The organism is Streptomyces lincolnensis, assembly GCF_021173675.1.
GTDB classification, from domain to species: Bacteria; Actinomycetota; Actinomycetes; order Streptomycetales; family Streptomycetaceae; genus Streptomyces; species Streptomyces lincolnensis_B.
In genome coordinates this window covers 601,667-617,587 of record NZ_JAIHON010000002.1, presented here as the reverse complement: position 1 = coordinate 617,587, position 15,921 = coordinate 601,667, and the positions used below count along the sequence as shown (strand labels likewise).

Here is a 15,921-nt window from a genome sequence, read left to right as displayed (position 1 = left end):
ACCACCCGGTGCAGCTCCTCCCCGACACCCCCGCAGGGCTCACGGCCCCGTGGGGATCACCCGGCTCACTACCTCTCTGACGCCCGCGCAGGCTTCGCACCGCGCGGGGATCACCCGGCGCGGCACCTCCCTCACGCCCCCGCAGGGCTCACGGCCCCGCGGGGATCACCCGGCTCAGCACCTCCCTGGCGTACGCCTCGTCGTACGACGTCCCGGTCAGCAGTACCTGGAGGCAGATGCCGTCCAGCAGCGCGATCAGCGCCCGTACGGTGACCGGGTCGGTGCGGTGGGCGAGGCGTTCGGCGAGGTCGTCGGCCCATTCGGCGGCGACCGGGCGCAGGGCGGGGCGGCGCAGGGCGGCGAGGTAGAGCTCGTACTCCAACTCGACACCGGCGCGCTCGCCGGACAGCCACTCGCCGAGCAGGGCGGCGAGTTCGGCGGCCAGGTCGGTGTCCGGATCGGTCAGGCCGCCGTGCGCGGCGGTGACCTTGGCGAAGGACTCGTTGCTCTGCCGCAGCGCGGCGACCATCAGCTCGTCGAGGGTGGCGAAGTGGTACGTCGTGGAGCCGAGCGGTACGTCGGCCTCGGCGGCGACGGTGCGGTGGGTCAGTCCCGCGAGGCCCTTCTCCCCCACCACCCGGATCGCCGCGTCGATGATCCGCTGCCGTCGCCCGGGGTCATGGCGCCGGGGCATCAGTGCGCCCCGCCGAGGTTCAGCACCACCACCCCGGCGATGATCAGCGCGATCCCGGCGGCCTTGGCGGCGGTCACCCCCTCCCCCAGGAACACGATGCCGATGGTGGCGATGGCCGCGGTGCCGATGCCGGCCCAGATCGCGTACGCGGTGCCGACGTTGACGGTCTTCAGCGTCTGGGCGAGCAGCGCGAAGGAGACGAGGTAGCCGGCGACGGTCAGCAGCGAGGGCAGCAGCCTGCTGAAACCGTCGGTGTACTTCATCGCCGTCGTCGCGGCGACCTCGGCGGCGATGGCGCCGGCGAGCAACAGATATCCCATGTGTACGAGCGTACATAACGGCGCTCTCGCGGGCGAGGGACGGCGGGTGGCCGGAAGGCGGGGATGACGAGGGGGCACCGGGTCGGCCAAGATCCGGGATCGCTCGTTTCAAACGCCTGCCGCCAACTCCCTGCCTCCACTAGTGTTTCACCGTTCACCTACTTCCCCACCACTCCCCATCACAGCCGGAACCGTGTCCCGCCCGGTGCCGCTGGAGGAACCGCGCATGCCAAAACGCCCGTCCCGCACCCCGCAGAACCAGCCATGGGAGAACGGCTGGTCACCGGACAGCACCCGGGTGCCGGGTACGCGACGGCTGTGGCTGGCCGGCGCGATGGCGATAGCCACCGTCGCCGCGTGCGTGACGGCCATCGTCGTGACGGACCGGCACGACGGCGGCAACGACGAGTCGGCCGCCCCGAACCCGACGACCTCCGCGTCACCGACCGGCCCCGGCCTCATCTCCTACGCCAGCGACTCCCCGACGCCGACCACGTCACCGGGCACGAAGCGCGCCACGCCGTCCGCCCCGCCCACCGGCGAGACCCCCACCCCGCACGGCTCGCCCTCCGCGTCGAAGCCCACCGCCCCGGCCAAGTCCCCGACCGCGCAGCCCGGTTCACCCCCCGCCAAGCCGTCGACGACCTGGCGCTCGGTCCGCTCGGTCAACTACCCCGACCGCTACTGGCACATCAGCCGCGGCCTGGTGAGGCTCGACCCCGTCGGCGGCTCGGAGTCCCGCGAGGACTCCACCTTCAAGCTGGTCAAGGGCCTCGCCGACAGCTCCTGTTACTCCTTCGCCACCTCCGACGGCACCTACCTGCGCCACCGCAGCTTCATCCTCCGCTCCGAGCGCAACGACGGCTCCTCCCTCTTCGCCCAGGACGCCACCTTCTGCCCCCGCGGCTCCGCCCACTCCGGCGCGGTCATGCTCGAGTCCGTGAACTACCCCGGCCGCTTCCTCCGCCACAAGGACTTCCAACTCCGCCTGGACCCCTACCAGCACAGCGGCGTCTACCAGGCGGACTCGGCGTTCAGGTTGGTGGCGGGGCTGGCCTGAGCAGGGGCTGGCCTGAGCAGGAGCCGCCCCGAGCACACGAAAGCGGCGGCGCCCCGAGGGGCACCGCCGCTTCGACGTGGCTCACGTACGGATCTCAGACGTTGAACCCGAGCGCCCGAAGCTGCTCCCGCCCATCGTCCGTGATCTTGTCGGGCCCCCACGGCGGCATCCAGACCCAGTTGATGCGCAGTTCGTTGACGAGGCCGTCCGTGGCGGACTTGGCCTGGTCCTCGATGACATCGGTCAGCGGGCAGGCCGCCGAGGTCAGGGTCATGTCGATCGTCGCGATGTTCGCGTCGTCGATGTGGATGCCGTAGATCAGGCCGAGGTTGACGACGTCGATGCCGAGTTCGGGGTCGACGACGTCGTACAGGGCCTCGCGGAGTTCTTCCTCCGAGGCCGGCTTCATCTCAAGGGTCTCGCTCATGCCGTCTTCCTTTCGGCGTCGGCTCCGCCCAGGGCCTGGGCCGTCGCGTCCTTCCACGCCATCCAGCTCAGGAGGGCGCACTTGACCCGGGCCGGGTACTTGGAGACGCCGGCGAACGCGACCGCGTCCTCCAGCACCTCCTCCATCGCGTCGTCGGGCTCGATCTTCCCCTTGGACTGCATCAGCTCCAGGAAGGTCTCCTGGATCTTCTGCGCGTCGGCCAGGTCCTTGCCGACGAGGAGGTCGTTCAGTACGGAGGCCGAGGCCTGGCTGATGGAGCAGCCCTGGCCCTCGTACGAGACGTCCTCGATCGTGGTGCCGTCGTACCTCACACGGAGGGTGATCTCGTCGCCACACGTCGGGTTCACGTGGTGTACCTCGGCGTCGCCATCCCGCAAGCCCCGCCCGTGCGGGTGCTTGTAGTGGTCCAGGATGACTTCCTGGTACATGGAGTCCAGTTTCACCTTGTCAGCACGCCCCTCAGCCGAAGAAGTTCCGTACGTGCTCCAGGCCGTCGACCAGTGCGTCGATCTCGGCCGGCGTGGAGTACAGATAGAACGACGCTCGCGTGGTCGCAGGAATTCCGTAACGCAGGCAGACGGGCCGCGCGCAGTGGTGGCCCACACGGACCGCGATGCCCTCCTCGTCGAGGACCTGGCCCACGTCGTGCGGGTGGATGTCGCCGAGCGTGAAGGAGATCGCCGCGCCCCGGTCCTCGGCCGTGGTGGGGCCGATGATCCGGAGGTCCGGGACCTCGGCCAGCCGCTTGACCGCGTACTCGGTGAGCGCGTGCTCATGGGCGAGGATCTTGTCCATGCCGATCGCGGACAGGTAGTCGATCGCCGCGCCGAGACCGACCGCCTGCGCGATCGGCGGGGTGCCCGCCTCGAACTTGTGCGGGGCGGGAGCGTACGTCGACGAGTGCATCGACACCGTCTCGATCATCTCGCCGCCGCCCAGGAACGGGGGCAGGTCCTCCAGCAGCTCCTGGCGGCCCCACAGCACGCCGATGCCGGTCGGACCGCACATCTTGTGGCCGGTGAAGGCCACGAAGTCGGCCTGGAGGGCCTGGACGTCCAGCGGCATGTGCGGCGCGGCCTGCGAGGCGTCGATGCAGACCAGCGCGCCGACCTCCTGCGCGCGGCGGATTATCGTCTCGACCGGGTTGACCGTGCCCAGGATGTTCGACACCAGCACGAAGGAGACGATCTTCGTCTTCTCCGTGATGATCTCGTCGATGTTGGACAGGTCGAGCCGGCCGTCGTCGGTCAGGCCGAACCACTTCAGCTTCGCGCCCGTGCGCTGCGACAGCAGCTGCCACGGCACGATGTTGGAGTGGTGCTCCATCTCCGTGATGACGATCTCGGTCTCGGAGTCCACCCGGTAGGGCTCGTCGGCCCAGCCCAGCATGTTCGCCACGAGGTTGAGCGACTCGGAGGCGTTCTTGGTGAAGATCACCTCGTCGCGGCTGGGCGCGTTGATGAACGCGGCGACCTTGTCGCGCGCGCCCTCGTACAGCGCCGTGGCCTCCTCGGCGAGGACGTGCACGCCACGGTGGACGTTGGCGTTGTAGCGCTCGTAGTACTCGTTCAGGGCGTCGAGCACCTGGCGCGGCTTCTGCGAGGTCGCCGCGTTGTCCAGGTACACGAGCTTCCGGTCGTCGTGGACCTGGCGGTCCAGGATCGGGAAGTCCTTACGGATCGCCTCTGTGTCGAGGAGGCCCGGCAGCAATGTCACGCGACATCCTCTCCTGAGTTCGCTCCGCTCACGGGGCCACCCTTCGTGTATGCCTCGTAGCCCTCGTTCTCCAGCTTGTCGGCGAGCTCGGCGCCGCCGGACTCGACGATCCGGCCGCCGGAGAAGACGTGGACGAAGTCGGGCTTGATGTAGCGCAGGATGCGCGTGTAGTGCGTGATCAGCAGGGTGCCGACCTCACCGGTCTCGCGGACGCGGTTGACGCCCTCGGAGACGACCCGCAGCGCGTCGACGTCGAGGCCGGAGTCGGTCTCGTCGAGGATCGCGATCTTCGGCTTGAGCAGCTCCAGCTGGAGGATCTCGTGGCGCTTCTTCTCACCGCCGGAGAAGCCCTCGTTGACGTTGCGCTCGGCGAAGGAGGAGTCCATGTTGAGGCGCTCCATGGCCTCCTTGACCTCCTTGACCCAGGTGCGCAGCTTGGGGGCCTCGCCGCGGATGGCGGTGGCGGAGGTGCGCAGGAAGTTGGAGACGGAGACACCGGGGACCTCGACCGGGTACTGCATCGCCAGGAAGAGGCCGGCGCGGGCGCGCTCGTCGACCTCCATCTCCAGGACGTCCTCGCCGTCGAGCAGCACCGTGCCGCCGGTGATCGTGTACTTCGGGTGACCCGCGAGGGAGTAGGCGAGGGTCGACTTGCCGGAGCCGTTCGGGCCCATGATGGCGTGCGTCTCGCCCTGCTTCACGGTGAGGTCGACGCCCTTGAGGATCTCCTTCGTGGCGTTGTCGGCCTCGACGGTGACGTGCAGGTCTCGGATTTCAAGCGTTGCCATGGGTGCCTCAGGACTCCTGGGTGAGGGAGACGAGCACGTCGTCCCCTTCGATCTTTACGGGGTATACGGGGACGGGGCGCGTCGCGGGAAGGCCGGACGGCTTGCCGGTGCGGAGGTCGAAGCTGGAGCCGTGCAGCCAGCACTCGATCTGGCAGTCCTCCACCTCGCCCTCGGAGAGCGAGACGTTCGCGTGGGAGCAGATGTCGTGGATGGCGAACACCTCCCCCTCGGTCTGCACGACCGAGACCGGCGTGCCGTCGAGTTCCACCCGCTTGGGGGTGTCCTCCTCCAGCTCGCTCAGCCCACAGGCGCGTACGTAGGCCATCAGACGGTGGCCTCCAGCTCCTCGTCGATCTTCACGAGAAGGCGCTCTTCGATGTCGTCGACGCCGATCTGCTGGACCAGCTCCGCGAAGAAGCCGCGCACGACCAGGCGCCGGGCCTCGTCGGCGGGGATGCCGCGGGCCATCAGGTAGAAGAGCTGCTCGTCGTCGAAGCGGCCGGTGGCGCTCGCGTGCCCCGCGCCGACGATCTCGCCGGTCTCGATCTCCAGGTTCGGCACGGAGTCGACCCGGGCGCCGTCCGTCAGGACGAGGTTCCGGTTCATCTCGTACGTGTCCGTGCCCTCGGCCTTGGCCTCGATGAGCACGTCGCCGATCCACACCGCGTGGGCGCCCTCGCCCTGGAGCGCGCCCTTGTAGGCGACGTTCGACTTGCAGTGCGGGGTGTTGTGGTCGACCAGGAGGCGGTGCTCCTGGTGCTGGCCGGCGTCCGTGAAGTACAGGCCGAAGAGCTCGGCCTCGCCGCCGGTACCGGCGTAGGCGACGCGCGGGTGGAGACGTACGAGGTCGCCGCCGAAGGTGACCACGAACGACTTGAACGTGGCGTCCCGGCCGATCAGCGCGTTGTGCTGGGCCACGTGCACGGCCTTGTCGTCCCAGTCCTGGACGGAGACGACGGTCAGCTTGGCGCCGTCCCCGAGGACGTAGTCGACGTTGGCGGCGAGTACGGCGTCACCGGTGTGGTCGAGGACGACGACGGCCTCGGCGAAGGCACCGAGCTCGACGACCTGGTGGGCGAAGGCGGTGCCGCCCTCGCCGTGCACGGCGATCCGGATCGGCTCGGTGAGCACCGTCTCCTTGGGGACGGTGACCACGCCGGCCTTCTCGAACGCCGAGTACGCCTGGGCGGCGATGCGGTCCACCGGAGTGCCGGCCCGGCCGATCCGGGCGTCGTCACGGCCGACGGTCTCGATCACGACCCCCTCGGGGGCGTCGATGGCGACCTTCAGGCCGTCGCCGGTGGCGACCGCGGTGCCGTCGTGCAGGCCGCGCAGCCGCTCCAGCGGGGTGAACCGCCACTCCTCCTCGCGGCCGTGGGGGACCGGGAAGTCCGCCACGTCGAAGGACGGGGGCGCGCTCATGCGCGTGGCGACGGTCGACTCGGCGGCCACCGCGATCTGGCCGGCGGTGGTGCTGCCCACCGGTAGGGGTCCCCCCGCCCGAGCGGATTCGAGGGTGGGGGAGTTCTGAGCCTCAGCCATGGCTGTCGGTCTGCTCGCTTTCTTGCGTGAGTGGCTTGATGGGGACGGGCGGTCGCTTAGCCGACCGCGCCTTCCATCTGGAGCTCGATCAGCCGGTTGAGCTCGAGGGCGTACTCCATGGGCAGTTCCTTCGCGATCGGCTCGACGAAGCCGCGCACGATCATCGCCATCGCCTCGAACTCGCTCAGACCACGGCTCATCAGGTAGAAGAGCTGGTCCTCGGAGACCTTGGAGACGGTCGCCTCGTGGCCCATGGACACGTCGTCCTCGCGGACGTCCACGTAGGGGTACGTGTCGGAGCGGGAGATGGTGTCGACCAGCAGCGCGTCGCACAGCACGTTCGACTTGGAGCCGTGGGCGCCCTCGCCGATCTCGACGAGACCGCGGTAGGAGGTACGGCCGCCGCCTCGCGCCACCGACTTGGAGACGATGTTGGAGGAGGTGTTCGGCGCCATGTGGACCATCTTGGAGCCGGCGTCCTGGTGCTGGCCCTCGCCCGCGAAGGCGATGGACAGGGTCTCGCCCTTGGCGTGCTCGCCCATCAGGTAGACGGCCGGGTACTTCATCGTCACCTTGGAGCCGATGTTGCCGTCGATCCACTCCATGGTCGCGCCCTCGTACGCCACGGCGCGCTTGGTGACCAGGTTGTAGACGTTGTTCGACCAGTTCTGGATGGTCGTGTACCGGCAGCGGGCGTTCTTCTTGACGATGATCTCGACCACGGCGCTGTGCAGCGAGTCCGACTTGTAGATCGGGGCCGTACAACCCTCGACGTAGTGCACGTAGGCACCCTCGTCGACGATGATCAGGGTCCGCTCGAACTGGCCCATGTTCTCCGTGTTGATGCGGAAGTAGGCCTGGAGCGGGATCTCGACGTGCACGCCCGGCGGCACGTAGATGAAGGAGCCGCCCGACCACACGGCGGTGTTCAGGGAGGCGAACTTGTTGTCGCCGACCGGGATGACGGTCCCGAAGTACTCCTTGAAGAGCTCCGGGTGCTCCTTCAGGGCCGTGTCGGTGTCGAGGAAGATGACGCCCTGCTCCTCCAGGTCCTCGCGGATCTGGTGGTAGACGACCTCGGACTCGTACTGGGCCGCGACACCGGCGACGAGGCGCTGCTTCTCCGCCTCCGGGATGCCGAGCTTGTCGTACGTGTTCTTGATGTCCTCGGGCAGGTCCTCCCAGGACTCCGCCTGCTTCTCCGTGGAACGTACGAAGTACTTGATGTTGTCGAAGTCGATACCCGAGAGGTCCGAGCCCCAGTTCGGCATGGGCTTCTTGTCGAACAGGCGCAGGCCCTTGAGGCGGAGCTTGGTCATCCACTCCGGCTCGGACTTCTTCGCGGAGATGTCCTTGACGACATCCTCGCTCAGACCGCGCTTCGCAGAGGCGCCGGCTACGTCGGAGTCGGCCCAGCCGTATTCGTACGTACCCAGACCCTCGAGTTCGGGGTGGGCAGTCTCCGTGGGGAGAGTCATGCGGGGTTCCTCCCGGCCGTGCTTGCGGATGCGTGATGTGTGGTTGTGGAAATCTTTGGGATGAACGTCGTGCAGACGCCGTCGCCGTGCGCGATGGTCGCCAGCCGCTGGACGTGGGTGCCGAGCAGCTGGGAGAAGATCTCGGTCTCCGCCTCGCAGAGCTGCGGGAACTTCTCCGCGACATGCGCCACCGGGCAGTGGTGCTGGCAGAGCTGCTCGCCGGTGTGCGGGAGGGGGGCGCTGCGCGCCGTAGCAGCGTACCCGTCCGCGCTCAGGGCCTTGGCCAGGGCTTCGGTGCGCCGCTCCGGCGGGGCGGCCTCGATCGCCTCGCGGTACGCGGCCGCCTGCTCGGCGATCCTCGCGCGGGCGAAGGCGACGACGGCCTCGTCCCCGCCGAGCCGGTCCCGGATCCAGTTCAGGGCGTCGGCGGCGAGCTTGTCGTAGGACTGGTCGAAGGCGTCCCGGCCGCAGTCGGTCAGCGCGAAGACCTTGGCGGGGCGGCCTCGGCCACGCGCTCCGTAGACCCGCTGCTCGCGTGCCTCCACGACGTCGTCGGCGACCAGTGCGTCCAGATGCCGGCGTACGGCCGCGGGGGTGAGCCCGAGGCGTCCGGCCAGCTCGGTCACGGTCGACGGCCCGTGGTCCAGGATGGACCGCGCGACGCGGTTGCGCGTGGAGCGCTCACCGGTCGCCAGCTCCTCCTGAGGGGTCCCCGTGGGGGTCTCCCGAGCCTCGCCGACGTTTTTCACAACGCCATTGTTGCGTAATTCCTCTGAGCCAGGCAAGCCGCGTCCCGCCCACCGGGCGGTGCCCTGCGTCACTTAGGTTTACCTAATCTGACCTGCGAGAACGATCTTTGATCGATCAAATGGGTGGCATCGCCCGGCCACGTCCGGGACACTCCGGAAGCATGCCCACACCCCCTCCGACCGGCCCACTTGTCACTCGCGACACCATCGCCTCCGCACTGCGCGAGCTCGGCGTCCGCCCCGGTGAGACCCTCCTCGTCCACTCCTCCCTCAGCGCGCTCGGCTGGGTCTGCGGAGGATCCGTCGCGGTCGTCCGGGGAATCCTCGACGCACTGGGCCACCAGGGCACACTCGTGGTCCCCACCCAGACCGGCGACCTCTCGGACCCGGCCCTGTGGAGCAGTCCGCCGGTGCCCCAGGAGTGGTGGGAGCCGATCCGGGCCTCGATGCCCGCCTACGACCCCCTCGTCACGCCCTCCCGGGGCGTCGGCGTGATCCCGGAGACCGTGAGGACCTGGCCGGGCGCCCGGCGCAGCGCGCACCCGCAGACCTCGTTCGCCGCCGTGGGCCCGCGCGCGGCGGAGATCGTCGACGGGCACGCGACCGACTGCCGGCTCGGCGAGCGGAGCCCGCTGGCCCGGCTGGAGGCCCTCGACGCCCGGGTGCTGCTCCTGGGCGCGGGCTACGACACCTGCACCAGCTTCCACCTCGCCGAGTACCGCATCCCCTCGCCGCTGGTGAAGGTGGGCCGGCCGGGCCCGGCGGGCTGGGAGGTGGTGACCGAGGTGTCGATCAGCTCGGACCGGTTCGACGAGCTGGGCTGGGACTTCGAGCGGGACCGTCCCGTGGTACGGGGCCGGGTGGGCGCGGCCGACGTACGGCTGTTCCCGGTGGCCGACGCGGTGGCGTACGCCGAGCGGTGGCTGGCGGTGCACCGGCCCCGTGAGGAGGAGATCGCGCACCCGCCGCTCTGAGGCGCCGGACCCGAACCTAGACTCGGGCCCATGCGAAGTGAGCCCGTGGTCCAGGTCCAGGCCCTGGTGAAGCGGTACGGCACGAAGACCGCGGTGGACGGCCTCGACCTGGTGGCCGAAGCGGGTGTGACCGCCGTACTCGGTCCCAACGGGGCGGGCAAGACGACCACGGTGGAGACCTGCGAGGGATACCGCAGGCCCGACTCCGGCACGGTGCGGGTGCTGGGCCTGGACCCGGTGAGACAGTCCCGCGAACTGCGGCCCCGGATCGGCGTGATGCTCCAGTCCGGCGGGGTCTACTCGGGCGCGCGGGCGGACGAGATGCTGCGGCACGTCGCGAAACTGCACGCGCATCCGCTCGACGTGGACATGCTCATCGAGCGCCTGGGACTGGGCGGTTGCGGCCGGACGACGTACCGCCGCCTCTCCGGCGGCCAGCAGCAGCGCCTCTCGCTGGCGATGGCCGTGGTCGGCCGCCCGGAGCTGGTGTTCCTCGACGAGCCGACCGCCGGGCTGGACCCGCAGGCCCGTCGCGCCACCTGGGACCTGGTCCGCGACCTGCGCGCCGACGGCGTCTCCGTCATCCTCACCACGCACCACATGGACGAGGCCGAGCAGCTCGCCGACGACGTGGCGATCATCGACGCGGGCCGGGTCATCGCCCACGGCTCCCCGGAGGAGCTGTGCCGCGGCGGCGCCGAGAACACCCTCCGCTTCTCCGGCCGCCCTGGCCTGGACGTGGGCTCCCTGCTCAAGGCCCTGCCCGCGGACTGCACGGCGGCCGAACTGACCCCGGGCTCCTACCGGGTCGTCGGCAAGGTCGACCCGCAACTGCTCGCGACGGTCACCTCCTGGTGCGCCCAGCACGGCGTGATGCCGGAACGGATCTCGGTCGAACGGCACACCCTCGAAGACGTGTTCTTGGAACTGACCGGCAAGGAGCTGCGTTCGTGACCGTAGGTACCTTCACGCCGAACCCGGGCGCGGCGCCCCTGGGCCGCATGATCACGGCGCAGGCCGCGCTGGAGACGAAGATGCTCCTGCGCAACGGCGAACAGCTGCTGCTGACGGTCGTCATCCCCACGCTGCTGCTGGTGCTGTTCAGTACGGTGGACATCGTGGACACGGGCAAGGGCGAGGCCGTGGACTTCCTCGCCCCCGGCATCCTCGCCCTCGCCGTCATGTCCACCGCCTTCACCGGCCAGGCCATCGCCACGGGCTTCGAACGCCGCTACGGCGTCCTCAAGCGCCTCGCCTCCTCGCCGCTCCCCCGCTGGGGCCTGATGACCGCCAAGACGATCTCCGTGCTGGCCACGGAGGTCCTCCAGATCATCCTTCTGACGGTGATCGCCTTCTCCCTCGGCTGGTCCCCCCAGGGCAACCCCTTCGCCGTCCTGCTCCTCCTGGTCCTCGGCACGGCCGCCTTCTCCGGCCTCGGCCTGCTGATGGCCGGCACGCTGAAGGCCGAGGCCACCCTCGGCGCCGCCAACCTCGTCTTCATCCTGCTCCTCGTCGGCGGCGGCGTGATCGTCCCCCTGGACAAGTTCCCGCCGGGCGCTCAGGACGTGCTCGGCCTGCTGCCCATCACGGCCCTGTCGGACGGCCTGCGGGACGTGCTCCAGCACGGGGCGGGGATGCCGTGGGGGGACCTGGGAATTCTGAGCGTGTGGGCGGTTCTGGGACTCGCGGCCGCCGGCAGGTTCTTCCGCTGGGAGTGATCAGCGGACCCACATCTGGGAGACGAGGGGGCCGAAGCCGAGGGTGGTCTGGTAGTTGCCGAGGCGGGTCGAGGTGAAGGAGACCTGTTTGATGTTGGCGACGGGGATCCAGACGGCCTCGTCGATGGTCATGCGGTCGACCTGCTCCCACAGCCGGCCTGCCCGTGCCGGGTCGGAGGCCTCGGCGCTCTGGGCGGAGGCGACGAGACGGTCGAAGGTGGGGGAGCAGTACCCGGAGATGTTCGCGCTGTTGTCGCCGTCGGCGGGCAGGAATCCGTCGCAGGTGAGCATGGGCGTGAAGTACGTGGAGGGCGACGGGTGGTCGGGCCACCACCCGAGGAACATCAGCTGTGCCCGCGTACGCGAGTCCGCGATCGTGGGCCACCAGTTCTCGTCCTGCGGGCGCACGTGCAGCCGTGCCCGATAGCCGAGGTCCTCCAGGAGGCCCACGAAGTAGGAGGCGACACGGCGGGACGCCGCCAGTTCCCACGTCCACACCCCCACGTCCATACCGGCGGTGCCCGACGCCTCGATCAGCTTCCTGGCCCGGTCGATGTCGGGGCCGGACCAGCGGCCGTCAGCCCTCGGAGTACGGGTGTACGGGCAGTAGGGACGGTAGCCGGGATACCCCTCCGGCAGGGCCTGGCAGGTCATCGTCGCGATCTCGGGCCCGCCCATCAGGCCGACCAGCCGGTTGCGGTCGACGGCGTAGGACAAGGCCTGGCGGACCCGCCTGTCGTCGAAAGGAGCCACCCGGGTGTTGAGTGCCTCGTAGATCATGAGGAACGACGGGTCCGTGTGCAGCTGGGTCGGGTGGCTCACGGCGAGCCGGCGCAGGTCGGGGAGGCGGGGGTGGCTGTTGAGGTGGATCGCTAGGTCCGCGCGGCCGGCGTTCACCTCCGCTATCTGCTGCTCGGCCGTCGGGACGTTCCGCCAGTGGATGACATCGGGGTAGCCGACCGGCTGGGCCACGTGGGACCACTGCCGGAAGTACGGGTTCCGTTCGAGGACGAGCCGCTTGCCCTTGCGGAACTCCGCGATGCGGTACGGGCCGGTCGACGGAACGGGACGGCTGCCCACGTTGTCGGCCGGGGTGCCCGGCGGGGTCGGCACGACGAACAGGGTGAGCTTGCCCAGGAAGTCGGAGTCGGGCTCGGTGAGATGGAAGGTGATGGTGCCCCGGGCGTCGTCGGTCGTGATCCCCCGTGACAGATCGCAGCGTTCGGGGTGCTCGAAGCACGCGGCCCCGCCGACGATCCGCGTGAAGAGCAGAGGATTCCCTCCACCCACGGTCAGCGCCCTCTGCACCCCTCGGCGGAAGTCGGAGGCCCTGACGGCTCTGCCGTCGGAGTAGCGGATCCCCTTCCGGATCGTGAAGGTGTAGATCCGGCCGCCGTCGGAAGGCCGCGGGAGCTCGGTCGCCAGGTCCGGGATGAGGGTGAGCTCCGGCCCGCCGGGCACCTGCCGCCAGCCGACGAGATGGTCGTAGACGACGCTGAGCGCCAGCCATGTCTCGCCGAGATAGGCGTTCGCCGGATCGATGCCGTGCTCGATGGCCCCTCCCAGCCCCAGCACCGTCAACGTCCCACCCCGATGCCCCGGCGAGGCGAACGCCCGCGCCCCCACCCACACCGTCTCCCCCGCCAACGCCAGCCCCCGCGGCGAGCTCCCGGTCCGCACCGTGCGTACCGGCTGCCCCGTACGGGGATCCAACCGGACCACCGTCGCGTCGTACTCGTTGCTCACCCACACCCCGTCCGCCCCCGCCGCCACCGTGCGGGGCCCGTCGCCGACCTCGTGCGAGGTGACGACACCAGAACGCGTGTCGATGCGGGAGACGGTGAGCGAGAGCCCGTTGGCGACCCAGACCGCGTCCTCGGTGACGGAGACGCTGCGGGGTCCGGTGCCGACCGGAATCGGCCCCCGGGCCTGCCCGGAGGCGGCGTCGACCGGGGTCACCGTGCCGTCCAGGCTGTTGGCCACCCAGACGGTGTCCGCGCCGACGCCGATGCCGGTGGGCGCCCGGCCCACCGGGACGGGCCGGCCGACGCGCCCCGAGTCGGGGTCGATACGCCGCACCGCGTGGTCCCCGCTGAGCGCGACCCACACCCCGCCGGGACCGGTGGCCACCGCCGAGGGCAGGTTGCCGACGGGCACGGTGTCGACGACCCGGTCGACGGAGGCGTTGATCCGCGAGACCGTGCCGTCGCCGCTGTTGGCGACCCAGACGTCGTCGCCGTCCACCGCGACGGCGACCGGACCGGAGCCGACGGGGATCAACTGCACGGCGCGGGTGCGCGGATCGATACGGCTGACCGAGTCGTCCCCGCTGTTGGCCGCCCACACCGACCCGGCGCCCCAGGCGAGTCCGTCCGGGCTCTGTCCGACGGGCACGGCGGGACCACCGCCACCGTGCACGGCACCCACGCTGTTGGCCTCCAGGGAGACGGGAACCGACCGGGGCACACTCGCGCCGGAGAGAAGTCCCGCGCACAGAGCGGCGATCGCGGTGAAGGAGACGACCGTGCCCCGGAGCCGTCGTCGTGCTGCGGTGACCGGTACGGCCGTGCGGTGGGGCGCGGCGACGGTCGGGTCGTGGGCCAGCACCGCCTGATGCACGCGCTGCACCGACTCGTCCGGATCCAGGCCCAGTTCGTCCGCCAGCCGGTCCCGTAACCGCCGGTAGTACGCCAGTGCCTCGGCCTGCCGTCCGCAGCGGTACAGCGCGAGCATCAACTGCGCGCACAGCTGCTCCCGCAGGGGGTGGGCGGCGACCAGTTGCTCCAACTCGCCCACGACGGCCACGTGCCGTCCCGACGCCAGGTCCGTCTCGACCCGCGCCTCGATCGCGGACAGCCGTACGCCCTCCAGGCGCGCCGCCTCACGCCGTACGAAGCCGTAGTCGCCCAGGTCCTCCAGGACCGCTCCGCGCCACAGCCCGAGGGCCTCACGGAGGATCCGGGCCGCCTCGGCATGCCGGCCCGCGTCCAGTGCCGCCCGTCCCTCCCGGACCGCCGCCTCGAAGCGTCCGGCGTCCGTGGCGGCGGGATCGGTGCGCAGCAGATAGCCGCGGCCCTGGGTCATCAGCACCTCGGCGGTGGCGCCACGGGCCCGGCCCGGCTCCAGGATCCGGCGCAGGTGGAAGACGTACGTCTGTACCGAGGTGATCGCCCCGTCCGGCGGGTCACCGTCCCACACCTCGTCCACCAGCCGGTCCAGCGGGACGGCCCGGTTCGCCTCGATCAGCAGCAGGGCCAGCACCGCGCGCTGGCGCGGCCCGCCGAGCGGCAGTGCGGAGCCGGAACGCAGCACCCTGAGCGGACCGAGCAGCCCGAACTCCGTGACCGTCTCCGTGGCTGACATGGCACATCGCCTCGTTCCAAGCCGGTGCCAAGGCGTTCCAAGCGCCCGTCGAGGAGCGTAGCGCCGCAACGCGGTGAAGTGTGACCCAGTTCACGTAACAGCCGCTCGCCGGACGGGCGTCGCGGCCCGATCCCAGGGAGATTCACCATGATCCAGGCACCTGCGTCCCGCCGTCCCCTCCTGTGGGGCACCGCGATGGCCCTCGGCGCGGCCCTCGGCGGACAGGGACTGATGGCAGCGCCGGCCGCGTCGGACGCACGGCCGGTCGCCGTCTCCGGCTACACCTACGTGGAGCGAGCCAGTGCGACCAACTCCACCCCCTCGCGCAGCGTCCGTGCTTCCTGCCCTCGCGGGAAGGTGATCCTCGCAGGCGGGGCGCGAATCGTGGACGGAGGAAACCGGGTACTGCTGCGCGGCTCGTATCCGGTCCGTTCCCACCGCGGGCACGGCTGGGCCGTGTCGGCGGAGGAGCTCGGTGCCCTCAACTCGGCCAGGTGGTCCGTGCGGGCCTATGCGGTGTGCGCCAACAGGCCGCTCGGGCTCCAGTACCGCACCGTCAGTTCGGGGTCCGACTCCAAGAGCCCCAAGTCCCCGTCGAGTGCCGTCTGCCCGCGCGGCACACGCCTCATCGGTCTCGGCGCCAGCGTTGCGGGTGTCAACCACCCCATCGGCATCAACGCCATCACCGTCACCTCCAGTCGCTCCGCCTCCGTCCGGGCCAGTGAGGCACTGGCCACATCGCTGCGGTGGCGCGTGCGGACTCACATCGTCTGTGCGGAACTCGGCCAGACGTACCAGGAGACCGACTGGAAGACGGTCCCCAGCCCCGCCCAGGCGGGCACGGCCCTCGCCGTCTGCCCGCGCGGCACCAAGGCGTTCGGCGCGGGCGTCCGCGTCTCCGCGATCGAGGCCGCCTTCAACCGGCTCGTCCCGGTGGAAGTGCGCCCGACCCTGGCACCGTCCGGGGCACGGACAACCGTGTCCGAACTAGCTTCCGGAATGCTGTCCCACTGGCACCTCAAGGCCCAGGTCATCTGCGTCCGCTGACCCTCCGGCACGGGGGTCCGGAGG

The 15,921-nt window shown here is 70.3% G+C and carries 16 protein-coding genes; 5 read left to right on the top strand and 11 right to left on the bottom strand.

Going from position 1 to position 15,921, the window contains the following annotated elements; translation table 11 throughout:
• Positions 1-148: 148 nt before the first annotated feature.
• Together K4B79_RS06315 and K4B79_RS06310 are read right to left on the bottom strand one after the other, a co-directional pair.
• Positions 149-694 (bottom strand): TetR/AcrR family transcriptional regulator, encoded by a 546-nt coding sequence (locus K4B79_RS06315; RefSeq protein WP_232025247.1) that lies wholly within the window; start codon positions 692-694, stop codon positions 149-151.
• Positions 694-1,014 (bottom strand): DMT family transporter, encoded by a 321-nt coding sequence (locus K4B79_RS06310; RefSeq protein ID WP_232025246.1) that lies wholly within the window; start codon positions 1,012-1,014, stop codon positions 694-696. Before K4B79_RS06310 ends, K4B79_RS06315 begins: the two co-directional genes overlap by 1 nt.
• 226 nt (positions 1,015-1,240) lie before the next feature.
• On the opposite strand from K4B79_RS06310, the gene K4B79_RS06305 reads away from it, so the two are divergent.
• Complete coding sequence (locus K4B79_RS06305; RefSeq protein WP_232025245.1) at positions 1,241-2,074, top strand: AbfB domain-containing protein; 834 nt, start codon at positions 1,241-1,243, stop codon at positions 2,072-2,074.
• 94 nt (positions 2,075-2,168) lie between these two features.
• Here the strand turns inward: K4B79_RS06305 and K4B79_RS06300 are convergent, their stop codons facing one another.
• From K4B79_RS06300 to K4B79_RS06265, 8 genes are read right to left on the bottom strand one after another with little or no spacing between them, the layout of a single operon-like run.
• Positions 2,169-2,501, bottom strand: coding sequence for a metal-sulfur cluster assembly factor (locus K4B79_RS06300; protein ID WP_232025244.1), 333 nt, complete (start codon positions 2,499-2,501; stop codon positions 2,169-2,171).
• The gene (gene sufU, locus K4B79_RS06295) at positions 2,498-2,965 is read right to left on the bottom strand and encodes a Fe-S cluster assembly sulfur transfer protein SufU (RefSeq protein ID WP_232025243.1); all 468 of its coding nucleotides are present in this window, start codon (positions 2,963-2,965) and stop codon (positions 2,498-2,500) included. Before sufU ends, K4B79_RS06300 begins: the two co-directional genes overlap by 4 nt.
• Before the next feature lie 16 nt (positions 2,966-2,981).
• Positions 2,982-4,238, bottom strand: a complete 1,257-nt coding sequence (locus K4B79_RS06290) for a cysteine desulfurase (RefSeq protein WP_232025242.1) — start codon at positions 4,236-4,238, stop codon at positions 2,982-2,984.
• Entirely contained in the window at positions 4,235-5,026 is a 792-nt protein-coding gene (sufC, locus tag K4B79_RS06285; RefSeq protein ID WP_232025241.1) for a Fe-S cluster assembly ATPase SufC, read from the bottom strand. Before sufC ends, K4B79_RS06290 begins: the two co-directional genes overlap by 4 nt.
• Before the next feature lie 7 nt (positions 5,027-5,033).
• Positions 5,034-5,351 carry a non-heme iron oxygenase ferredoxin subunit gene (locus K4B79_RS06280; RefSeq protein WP_123988415.1) on the bottom strand — a complete coding sequence of 106 codons (318 nt, stop codon included), beginning with the start codon at positions 5,349-5,351 and terminating at the stop codon, positions 5,034-5,036.
• Positions 5,351-6,568 (bottom strand): Fe-S cluster assembly protein SufD, encoded by a 1,218-nt coding sequence (gene sufD, locus K4B79_RS06275; protein ID WP_232025240.1) that lies wholly within the window; start codon positions 6,566-6,568, stop codon positions 5,351-5,353. Before sufD ends, K4B79_RS06280 begins: the two co-directional genes overlap by 1 nt.
• Before the next feature lie 56 nt (positions 6,569-6,624).
• On the bottom strand, positions 6,625-8,046 hold the full coding sequence (gene sufB / locus K4B79_RS06270; protein WP_232025239.1) for a Fe-S cluster assembly protein SufB: 1,422 nt from the start codon (positions 8,044-8,046) through the stop codon (positions 6,625-6,627).
• Positions 8,043-8,795 (bottom strand): helix-turn-helix transcriptional regulator, encoded by a 753-nt coding sequence (locus K4B79_RS06265; protein ID WP_232025238.1) that lies wholly within the window; start codon positions 8,793-8,795, stop codon positions 8,043-8,045. Before K4B79_RS06265 ends, sufB begins: the two co-directional genes overlap by 4 nt.
• A 161-nt stretch (positions 8,796-8,956) precedes the next feature.
• On the opposite strand from K4B79_RS06265, the gene K4B79_RS06260 reads away from it, so the two are divergent.
• The 3 genes from K4B79_RS06260 to K4B79_RS06250 are packed head-to-tail and all read left to right on the top strand — an operon-like array spanning position 8,957 to position 11,487.
• Positions 8,957-9,769 carry an aminoglycoside N(3)-acetyltransferase gene (locus K4B79_RS06260; protein ID WP_232025237.1) on the top strand — a complete coding sequence of 271 codons (813 nt, stop codon included), beginning with the start codon at positions 8,957-8,959 and terminating at the stop codon, positions 9,767-9,769.
• Between the two features lie 30 nt (positions 9,770-9,799).
• Positions 9,800-10,723, top strand: a complete 924-nt coding sequence (locus K4B79_RS06255; RefSeq protein ID WP_232025236.1) for an ABC transporter ATP-binding protein — start codon at positions 9,800-9,802, stop codon at positions 10,721-10,723.
• A 47-nt stretch (positions 10,724-10,770) separates the two neighbouring features.
• On the top strand, positions 10,771-11,487 hold the full coding sequence (locus tag K4B79_RS06250; protein WP_232025442.1) for an ABC transporter permease: 717 nt from the start codon (positions 10,771-10,773) through the stop codon (positions 11,485-11,487).
• Here K4B79_RS06250 and K4B79_RS47675 read toward each other — a convergent pair whose 3' ends face one another.
• Positions 11,488-14,850, bottom strand: a complete 3,363-nt coding sequence (locus K4B79_RS47675) for an ABC transporter substrate-binding protein (protein WP_269463102.1) — start codon at positions 14,848-14,850, stop codon at positions 11,488-11,490.
• A gap of 147 nt (positions 14,851-14,997) precedes the next feature.
• On the opposite strand from K4B79_RS47675, the gene K4B79_RS06230 reads away from it, so the two are divergent.
• Positions 14,998-15,897: a hypothetical protein gene (locus K4B79_RS06230; protein ID WP_232025235.1), complete on the top strand. Its 900-nt coding sequence runs from the start codon at positions 14,998-15,000 to the stop codon at positions 15,895-15,897.
• Positions 15,898-15,921 lie beyond the last annotated feature (24 nt).

Coding starts and splice junctions, on each gene's coding strand:
- sufB (WP_232025239.1), bottom strand. CDS start 8,046: ATGACTCTCCCCACGGAGACTGCCCACCCCGAACTCGAGGGTCTGGGT.
- K4B79_RS06280 (WP_123988415.1), bottom strand. CDS start 5,351: ATGGCCTACGTACGCGCCTGTGGGCTGAGCGAGCTGGAGGAGGACACC.
- sufC (WP_232025241.1), bottom strand. CDS start 5,026: ATGGCAACGCTTGAAATCCGAGACCTGCACGTCACCGTCGAGGCCGAC.
- sufD (WP_232025240.1), bottom strand. CDS start 6,568: ATGGCTGAGGCTCAGAACTCCCCCACCCTCGAATCCGCTCGGGCGGGG.
- K4B79_RS47675 (WP_269463102.1), bottom strand. CDS start 14,850: ATGTCAGCCACGGAGACGGTCACGGAGTTCGGGCTGCTCGGTCCGCTC.
- K4B79_RS06250 (WP_232025442.1), top strand. CDS start 10,771: ATGATCACGGCGCAGGCCGCGCTGGAGACGAAGATGCTCCTGCGCAAC.
- K4B79_RS06305 (WP_232025245.1), top strand. CDS start 1,241: ATGCCAAAACGCCCGTCCCGCACCCCGCAGAACCAGCCATGGGAGAAC.
- K4B79_RS06255 (WP_232025236.1), top strand. CDS start 9,800: ATGCGAAGTGAGCCCGTGGTCCAGGTCCAGGCCCTGGTGAAGCGGTAC.
- K4B79_RS06315 (WP_232025247.1), bottom strand. CDS start 694: ATGCCCCGGCGCCATGACCCCGGGCGACGGCAGCGGATCATCGACGCG.
- K4B79_RS06260 (WP_232025237.1), top strand. CDS start 8,957: ATGCCCACACCCCCTCCGACCGGCCCACTTGTCACTCGCGACACCATC.
- K4B79_RS06230 (WP_232025235.1), top strand. CDS start 14,998: ATGATCCAGGCACCTGCGTCCCGCCGTCCCCTCCTGTGGGGCACCGCG.
- K4B79_RS06310 (WP_232025246.1), bottom strand. CDS start 1,014: ATGGGATATCTGTTGCTCGCCGGCGCCATCGCCGCCGAGGTCGCCGCG.
- K4B79_RS06300 (WP_232025244.1), bottom strand. CDS start 2,501: ATGAGCGAGACCCTTGAGATGAAGCCGGCCTCGGAGGAAGAACTCCGC.